Below are 973 nucleotides of genomic sequence, written 5' to 3' on the forward strand. Positions count from 1 at the left end.
CTATTGTTTTTAAGGATTAAAATATGACTAAAAATAAACTTACTTTCATTGCCAGCTTGATAATTTTTGCTAGCAGCACTGCTGCTGTACAAGCGGAACCGTACGTATATCCTGCGAAAGGTCAAAGTACAGAGCAAATGGAAAAAGATAAATATCAGTGTTATGTCTGGGGGAAACAGCAATCGGGTTATGATCCTATGAACCCACCTGTTGCATCATCTGGGCAGGCAAATACAGCACCCGTTGTTGGCGGTGCGGCAAGAGGAGCCGCTATTGGAGCAACCACGGGGGCCATCGCCCGTGGTGCTAGAAACAGAGGGGCGCAGAACCAACAACAGCAACAAGCTCAACAACAGTCTACGGCTATTGCTCAGATGAATAGTGAATATGATCGAGCTTATGCCGTCTGCCTTGAAGGTAGAGGGTATAGTGTTAAATAGAAATTCTATATTTTCTAATGATGAGGGCTTTTACAGGGTAAACGCATTGAAAGCAGTTTAAACACAACAGGATAGCCAGCATAGTATTATTTTTATTTGACCCATTAAAATAGGCGCGCCACCGCGCCTATTGATAGATTTTTGGACTCATGTCACAAAAATCGATTCGCCACGCGGCGAATCAATAGCGCCCCAGTACGCCCTGCGTCCACCACGACTATGCCCAAAACCCTGCATAGCCACAGTTCCCTCAAATAGCTTTACGGCTCTTCGGTAAAACAATAGCCTCCCTCGCGCGCTGCTAGCGCACTTCAGATTGGCAACAACCCTTCGTCTACCGCGGACTATCAGCCCATCTGGGGCTGACAGCGTATGTCAGATGCAGCACTCAGTGTATTTTCTGTTTTCTTTATGCAATCATCCTCCTTTTTTAATTATCAAAAAACGATGAAAAAGGGTAGTGGGTGAAATCTGTTATTAAGCGTGAATATCTAGCCCAAATTCAACTTTATTGATTAGCAGTCCAATGACAA

The 973-nt window shown here is 44.5% G+C and carries 1 protein-coding gene; it reads left to right on the plus strand.

Annotated features, from left to right (window positions below; genetic code table 11):
* The first annotated feature begins 23 nt into the window (after positions 1–23).
* Complete coding sequence (locus BQ7314_RS12350) at positions 24–440, plus strand: hypothetical protein (RefSeq protein WP_174483992.1); 417 nt, start codon at positions 24–26, stop codon at positions 438–440.
* Positions 441–973: the final 533 nt, after the last annotated feature.

It is taken from the genome of methanotrophic endosymbiont of Bathymodiolus puteoserpentis (Logatchev) (genome assembly GCF_900128525.1).
Taxonomy (GTDB): domain Bacteria; phylum Pseudomonadota; class Gammaproteobacteria; order Methylococcales; family Methylomonadaceae; genus Methyloprofundus.